General features: G+C 71.5%; 8 protein-coding genes and 1 pseudogene. 4 read left to right on the top strand and 5 right to left on the bottom strand.

The features are described from left to right. On the bottom strand, window positions 1-681 hold a 681-nt coding region (locus AC2W7G_RS06370; RefSeq protein ID WP_485867692.1), incomplete at its 3' end, for a phosphatase PAP2 family protein. Window positions 682-775: 94 nt separating this feature from the next. Here AC2W7G_RS06370 and serS point away from each other — a divergent pair. From serS to AC2W7G_RS06355, 3 genes are all read left to right on the top strand, one after another. Beyond that, window positions 776-2044, top strand: coding sequence for a serine--tRNA ligase (gene serS, locus AC2W7G_RS06365; RefSeq protein WP_485867691.1), 1269 nt, complete (start codon window positions 776-778; stop codon window positions 2042-2044). Further along, window positions 2041-2823, top strand: coding sequence for an HAD family hydrolase (locus AC2W7G_RS06360; RefSeq protein ID WP_485867690.1), 783 nt, complete (start codon window positions 2041-2043; stop codon window positions 2821-2823). Before serS ends, AC2W7G_RS06360 begins: the two co-directional genes overlap by 4 nt. 264 nt (window positions 2824-3087) lie before the next feature. Beyond that, window positions 3088-4137, top strand: a complete 1050-nt coding sequence (locus AC2W7G_RS06355; RefSeq protein ID WP_485867689.1) for an EcsC family protein — start codon at window positions 3088-3090, stop codon at window positions 4135-4137. A 488-nt stretch (window positions 4138-4625) separates the two neighbouring features. On the opposite strand, the gene AC2W7G_RS06350 is transcribed toward AC2W7G_RS06355, so the two are convergent. From AC2W7G_RS06350 to AC2W7G_RS06335, 4 genes are read right to left on the bottom strand one after another with little or no spacing between them, the layout of a single operon-like run. Then, window positions 4626-5165, bottom strand: a complete 540-nt coding sequence (locus tag AC2W7G_RS06350; RefSeq protein WP_485867694.1) for a WhiB family transcriptional regulator — start codon at window positions 5163-5165, stop codon at window positions 4626-4628. Window positions 5166-5205: 40 nt separating this feature from the next. Further along, on the bottom strand, window positions 5206-5733 hold the full coding sequence (locus AC2W7G_RS06345) for a proteasome activator (RefSeq protein ID WP_485867688.1): 528 nt from the start codon (window positions 5731-5733) through the stop codon (window positions 5206-5208). Window positions 5734-5746: 13 nt separating this feature from the next. Beyond that, window positions 5747-6466 (bottom strand): NAD(P)H-quinone oxidoreductase, encoded by a 720-nt coding sequence (locus AC2W7G_RS06340; RefSeq protein ID WP_485867687.1) that lies wholly within the window; start codon window positions 6464-6466, stop codon window positions 5747-5749. Continuing rightward, entirely contained in the window at window positions 6376-6588 is a 213-nt protein-coding gene (locus AC2W7G_RS06335) for an alcohol dehydrogenase catalytic domain-containing protein (RefSeq protein WP_485867693.1), read from the bottom strand. Before AC2W7G_RS06335 ends, AC2W7G_RS06340 begins: the two co-directional genes overlap by 91 nt. Before the next feature lie 193 nt (window positions 6589-6781). Here AC2W7G_RS06335 and AC2W7G_RS06330 point away from each other — a divergent pair. Beyond that, window positions 6782-7102 (top strand): annotated as a pseudogene (locus AC2W7G_RS06330) (hypothetical protein); the annotation flags it as partial.

The following is a 7102-nucleotide window of genomic DNA, read 5'->3' as shown; positions in this document are numbered from 1 at the left end:
CCGCGGCCACGAGCGGGGCGTCGTGCGGTCGGTGCGCAGCAGCAGCGCCCACCACAGCAGCGCGACGAGCGCGCCCTCGCTCAGCCCGGCCACGACGTCGCTGGGGTAGTGGGCGCCGTAGAAGACGCGGCTCGCCGCGACGAGCAGGGCCAGGACGACCAGCAGCGTGATCAGCAGGCGACGTCGGCGACCGCGGCGCAGGGCGACGAGCGTGACGATGACCAGCACCGTGCACCCGACGCCGGCCGAGGACGAGTGCCCGCTGGGGAACGACAGGCCGTGGAAGACCGCGAGCGGCTCCTCGTGGACCGGACGGTCGCGGTCGACCAGCAGCTTCAGCAGCGGGTTCAGGACGGCCTCGGTCGCGCCGGCGGCGACGACGAACGCGGCCACCCGGTGGGCGCCGCGACGCCACAGCCAGATCGCGACGAGCAGCAGCGCGGGGGACCACGTCCAGCGGTCCAGGCCGACGCTGATCGCGTGGGCCGCGTCGCGGGCGAGGTCGTGGGTGCTGGTGAACACCAGGGCGCGCATCGAGAGCCGGGTGTCGAGGTCCTGCAGCCAGGACGAGCCGGTGACCACGAGCGTCCCGAGGCCGACGAGCAGCACGAGGAGGGTGGCGGTGAGGCCGGCCAGGAGCGCCGGGTGGGTCGGTCGCGCGCGTCGCACGTCGATCGTCACCAGCTGCTCCCCTCGTCGTCGGCCGAACCGGGCCAGCGTAGTGCCCGGGCGACGGGACCGCGCTGCCACGGGCCCGCGCCGATAGGCTGGGCGCGTGATCGACGCCAAGCTCCTGCGTGAAGACCCTGACCTCCTGCGTGCCGCCCAGCGACGTCGTGGGGAGTCCGAGAGCCTCGTCGACGAGCTGGTCGCCGCCGACGAGCGCCGTCGCTCCGCGATCGCCGCGTTCGAGGCCGTCCGCGCCGAGCAGAAGGCCATGGGCAAGCAGGTCGCGAAGGCGTCCGGCGACGAGAAGGCCGAGCTGCTGGCCCGCACCAAGGCGCTCGCCGCGCAGGTGAAGGAGGCCGAGGCGGCGCAGGGCGAGGCCGCCCAGGCGTTCGACCGGCTGCTCAAGGCGCTGCCGAACCTCGCGTCGGAGCAGGCGCCCGAGGGGGGCGAGGACGACTTCGTCGTGCTCGAGACCGTCGGCACCCCGCGCGACTTCGCCGCCGAGGGCTTCGAGCCCAAGGACCACCTCGAGCTCGGCGAGGCGCTCGGCGCCTTCGACGTCGAGCGCGGCGCCAAGGTCTCCGGCGCCCGCTTCTACTACCTGACCGGCGTCGGCGCGCAGCTCGAGCTCGCGCTGACCCAGCTCGCGATGAGCAAGGCCGCCGAGTGGGGCTTCACCCCGATGATCCCGCCGGCGCTGGTGAAGCCGCGCGCGATGGAGGGCACCGGCTTCCTGGGCCAGGCCGCCGACGACGTCTACTACCTGCCCAAGGACGACCTGTACCTCGTCGGCACCAGCGAGGTGCCGCTCGCCGCGTACCACTCCGACGAGATCCTGGACGCCGGGACGTTGCCGCGTCGCTACGCCGCGTTCAGCCCCTGCTACCGGCGCGAGGCAGGCTCGTACGGCAAGGACACGCGGGGCATCTTCCGCGTCCACTGGTTCGACAAGGTGGAGATGTTCGTCTACACGACGCCCGAGGAGGCCGCGGCCGAGCACGAGCGCCTGCTCGGCTGGGAGCGCGCCTGGCTGGACGCGCTGGAGCTGCCGTACCGGGTCATCGACGTCGCCGCCGGCGACCTCGGCCTGTCCGCGATCCGCAAGTTCGACTGCGAGGCCTGGATCCCGACCCAGGGCAAGTACCGCGAGGTCTCGTCGGCGTCCAACTGCACCCAGTTCCAGGCCCGCCGGCTGGACATCCGCGAGCGCACCGACGAGGGCCCGCGCCACGTCGCCACGCTCAACGGCACGCTGTGCGCCATGACCCGCACGATCATCGCCCTGCTGGAGAACGGCCAGCAGGCCGACGGCTCGGTGCGACTGCCCAAGGCCCTCCACGGCCTCCTTCCCGAGGTGCTGGAGCCGCGCTCGTGACCTTCCTTCCCCGGCTCGTCGCCCTCGACGTCGACGGCACCATCGTGAACGAGCGCAACGAGCTGTCACCGGCGGTGCGCGAGGCCGTCCGCGGCCTGGTCGCCCGCGACGTCGAGGTCGTCATCAGCACCGGCCGGGCGATCCCCGGCGTCCTGGACGTCGTGGAGAAGCTCGGTCTCGAGGGCCGTCACGCGATCGCCTCCAACGGCGCGGTCGTGATGTCGTACCCGCCGGTCGACATCCTGCACACGGTCACCTTCGACGCGTCCGAGGCCGTGCGCCGGGTGCTGGCCGAGATGCCCGACGCGATCGTCGCGGTCGAGGAGCTCGGCACCGGCTACCGCGTCAGCCGCCCGTTCCCGACCGGCGAGATCAACGGCACGATCGTGGTCGAGGACGTCGAGTCGCTCATCGCCGAGCCGGTCGTGCGCGTCATCATCCGCAGCCCCGACCATGCGCCCGAGGACTTCGGCGAGATCGTCCGCGGCCTCGGCCTGGACGACACGTCCTACTACATCGGCTACGACGCCTGGCTCGACCTCGCGCCGCAGGGCGTCTCGAAGGCGTACGGGCTCAAGGTGCTCTGCGACAAGCTCGGCGTCGATCGCTCCGAGGTGCTCGCGGTCGGCGACGGCAACAACGACGTCGAGATGCTCGAGTGGGCCGGACGCGGCGTGGCCATGGGCCAGGCGCCGCAGGCCGTCAAGGACGTCGCCGACGACGTCACCGGCTCGATCGACGAGGACGGTCTGCTCGACGAGCTGCAGCGCTACCTGTAGGTCCGCGCTCCGGCCTAGGGTCGCGGCGCGGTTGTAGACATCGAGCTAACGGGCCATCGGTCGGTGTCGCGGCGGTCAGCGACCGGAGACAAGCCGGCAGTTTCCGGATGATCGCACCCGAGCGCCTTCGGCTTTCCGCCGCACGCTCATTCCGCGCGGCAGCGAGTTTTCGAACTCGGGGACGGGTGAGGCGCGGGTGGTTCAGACTGTCGAACGGCAGGCTGCGCATCGCTGACCGGAGAGGTCCTTTCAATGGCGTATGACATGACTCCGTACGACGCACGAGCTTGGTCGGAGATCGAGCAGTGGCGGGACAAGCGGCTCGATTCTCGAGCCAGGCGCCTGCTTCCGAAGCGACTCCGCGACGGGCTAACCGATGCTGGTCGAAGCGCCAAGGGAAGGTTCGAGACGCTGCCGGGTGCCGGTGAGTTCGAGGCTCTCTTCGTGAAGGCCTTGGGCGGGTTCGTGGACGTCGGTTCGAAAGCGGCGATGAATTCGGTGCGGGACCGCGCCATCACAGCCGCCTTCAACAAGCGCGGTCATGACGTGCAGACGATCGATGACATCGCCAAGGTCGAGCTGTCCGACATCGACAAGACGAAGCCCAACCTGGCGCTGGCCTACACAGGAACGGCGATGGTCGAAGGCGCGGCGGCCGGGTTTGTGATCGCGGGTGGACAGATCGTTGCTGCCGGTGGCGCGGTTGCCGGAGCGGGTGCGGGCGCCGCACCGGGGATCGGAACCGTGGTCGGGGTGATGGCCGCGGACGCGGCGGCAGTTCTCGTTGCGGCGAACCGGGCCGTCGCGCACGTCGCGGCCTACTACGGATACGACCTGGACAGACCAGATGAGCGCTTGTTCGCGCTTGCGGTGCTCAGCATGGGAACGGCAGCAGAATCTGGCAAGGCAGCTGCCTACGTGGAGCTCAACAAGCTCGTGCAGCTGCTCGCGAGGCGTGCGACCTGGGACCAACTGCGCCAGAACGCCGTGACCGGGGTGGTTGAGAAGGTGTTTGCTCGCCTCGGCTTCCGGATCACGCAGCGCAAGTTGGGTCAAGCGGTTCCGCTGCTAGGCACGGTCATCGGCGCAGGCATGAATGCTCGACTCTTGTCGAGTGTCGTCGAGGATGCTGATCACATCTATCGAGAGCGTTTCTTGAGGGACCGCTACGGGATCGATGAGGCTGGAAACTTCGCTGAAGGGCAGGCTTTCGAGGATCCCGACGTCATCGACATCGCCGAGATTCTCGAGGAGGAGTCTGGTGGCACAGAGTCCGGCGAGAAGCCCGAGGGCGACATCGAGGGCGACGAGTAGAGCCCCCCGCCGCGCCGGTGCCGCGGTGGTCGTCGGCACCCTCGTGCTCGCCGCGTGCAGCGCGGACGACGACCTGCGCGCCCCGGGAAAAGTGTGCCGGCCGCCTGGACGAGGTGCTGGCCGAGAGCGACGTGGAGCGGGCCGACTTGGACGTCCCGGTGTCGTCGGTCACGCGGCTGGTCGGCGGCGGTGACGTGATCGTGCTGACCTGGGGCGAGCCTCCCGTCGCCGCTCGCGGCGTGCGCGTCTGCCTCCTGGACGAGCTCGGCGGCTCCGTGGAGCAGCAGAACGCCGTGGTCCGCCCCAATGGGCGTTCGCAACATCCGCGTCGGCGACCACGAGGCCACTTGGTCGACCTCGAACGTGCCGTTCTTCACCGCCGCCTTCGCCGACCTCGACGCGGTCTAGGGACGCCTCCCCCGCTGGCGCCCGGACGCGACGAGGCGCCCTTCCCGGTGAGGGAGGGCGCCTCGTCGTGGGTGCCGGGCTCAGGCGACCTTGCTGGTCTCCAGGCTGTCGAACGCGTCCAGCACCTCGTCGGTGGTGGGCACGCGGCGGATGGTGGGCGGAGCGGCGGCGACCTGCGCGGCCTGGCGCTCGCGCTCGCGGCGCAGGTGGCGCTTGATGGTCGAGGTCGAGCAGCCGAGCCGCTCGGCGAGCTGGTGGCAGGTGTCGTTCGGGTACGCCTGGCGCATCGCCACGACCGACTCGTGGTCGACCGGGCCGGCTCCGACCCGGGGGGCGCCGATGACGCCGGGGGCGGGCTGGCCGATCTCCACGCCGAGCATCGTGCGCATCTGACGGCGCTGGTCCTCGGTCGTGCACGCCACGTAGCCGCTGACGTCGACCTCGACGACCGAGCGGTACAGGCACTCGACGAACAGGGGGCACGCGGCGCACTGACGGTGCGCCGCCTGCATGCGGGCCTGCTGGTGACGGTGGTCGCCCGGACCCTCGTCGCTCAGGTCGTACGGCAGGAAGTCCTCCGGGGACTTCGCGCAGGCGGGGATGTAGGAGTCCGTCTCCATCGTCGTCACAGCAACCTCCGAGGTGGAACTGTGACGTACGTTACAGGTACATGCCCCCGGTGACACCGTCCGCGTCGATATTTCTCGTTTCGCCCTCTTTGCCACCGTTTGGCCCCGGAATGGCCAGCCGGATGTTCTGCAGCTGCTGCTGCGCGGCGACCTGCTGGGCGTAGAACGCGGCCTGGATGCCGTGGAACAGGCCCTCGAGCCAGCCCACGAGCTGGGCCTGGGCGATGCGCAGCTCGGCCTCGCTGGGCGCCTCGGCGCCGAACGGCAGGCTCAGCCGCTCCAGCTCCTCGACGAGCTCGGGCGCGAGGCCGTCCTTGAGCTCGGCGATCGACTGCTCGTAGATCTCGCGCAGCCGCGAACGGCTCGCCTCGTCGAGCGGGGCGGACTTCGCCTCCTCGAGCAGCTGACGGATCATGCCGCCGATGCGCATGACCTTCGCGGGCTGCTCGACGAGGTCGGCCGGCCCGGCCGTCTTCGCGTCGTCGCCGCCCTCGGCGACGTCGGCCTGCACGGTGACCGGACGGCCGTCCGGTCCGATGACCTGGAACTCTTCGGACATGTCGCCAGCGTAGTCAGCGGACGCGAAGCAGCACCTTGCCGACGTGGCTGGAGTCCTCGAGCACCTGGTGTGCCTCCCGGACGTCCTCGAGCGGCACGGTGCGGTGGACGACCGGACGCACGGTGCCGCGCTCGAGCAGCGGCCACACGTGCTCGACGGTGTCGGCGACGATGGCGGCCTTCTCCTCGGCGGGGCGGGCGCGCAGCGACGTCGCGGTGACCGAGGCGCGCTTGGCGAGCAGGCGGCCCAGGTCGAGCTCCGCCTTGGTGCCGCCCTGCATGCCGATGACCACGAGCCGCCCGCCGGTGTTGAGGGCCCGGACGTTGCGCTCGAGGTACTTGGCGCCCATGTTGTCGAGGACGACGTCGGGCCGGACGCCGGCGTCCGACAGCGCCTCGACGAAGTCCTGCTCGCGGTAGTCGATCAGCACGTCCGCGCCGAGGTCGCGACAGGCCTGGAGCTTCTCGGGGGTGCCGGCGGTGACGGCCACGCGCGCGCCCAGCGCCGTGGCGACCTGGATGGCGCAGGTGCCGATGCCGCTGGAGCCGCCGTGCACGAGCAGCGTCTCGCCCTCGCGCAGGCCGGCGGTCATGAACACGTTGGACCAGACCGTGCAGAAGACCTCCATGAGGCCGCCGGCGGTCACGAGGTCGACGCCCTCGGGCACGGGCGCGACCTGGCCGGCCGGCACGACGACCTGCTCGGCGTAGCCCCGCCGGACAGCAGCGCGCACACCTCCTGGCCCACCTCGAGCCCCTCCACGCCCTCGCCCAGCGCGGCGACGCGGCCCGAGCACTCCAGGCCGAGGACGCGCGTGGCGCCGGGCGGCGGGTCGTAGAAGCCCTGGCGCTGCAGGACGTCCGCGCGGTTGACCGCGGACGCGACGACGTCGATCAGGACTCGCCGGGTCGGGCCGGTCGGGGCGGGGCGAGGTCGGCGGACGACGAGGCGTCGACGCCTCCGGGCTCAGGGACGTGGACGGCACGCATGGCTCCACCGTACGGGCGAGGTCTGCCGCCGCACGCCCGGCGGGGGATAGGTTCGGACGGTGACCTCCCTGCCGACCGCCGCCGCGAGCGGTGGCCCCGGGAGCGTCACGCGAGTGCGTCCGCTCGGCGGCGTCCTGGCCTTCGCCGTGCTGGCCGTGCTGCTGCGGCTCCCGTTCCTGGGCTCCCTGGCCGGACGGGACGAGGCCGGCTACCTCATGGTCGGGGCGGGCTGGGGCCACGGCGACGACCTCTACGGCCGGTACTGGGTCGACCGTCCGCCGCTGCTCGTCTGGATCTTCGAGGCCGCCGGCGACCTGACCACCCTGCGCCTGCTCGGCTGCGCGCCGCGGCCGTCGCGTCCTGCTCGTCGGGGCGGCCCG

It is taken from the genome of Aeromicrobium sp. PFPM2_SD2 (genome assembly GCF_057364525.1).
Note: the sequence above shows the minus strand (reverse complement) of the source record. Positions and strands in the feature narration are given on the sequence as shown.

Bases quoted from the DNA above. Each gene is read 5' to 3' on its own strand.
- AC2W7G_RS06355 (WP_485867689.1), top strand. From the start codon at position 3,088: ATGACTCCGTACGACGCACGAGCTTGGTCGGAGATCGAGCAGTGGCGG.
- AC2W7G_RS06350 (WP_485867694.1), bottom strand. From the start codon at position 5,165: ATGGAGACGGACTCCTACATCCCCGCCTGCGCGAAGTCCCCGGAGGAC.
- AC2W7G_RS06345 (WP_485867688.1), bottom strand. From the start codon at position 5,733: ATGTCCGAAGAGTTCCAGGTCATCGGACCGGACGGCCGTCCGGTCACC.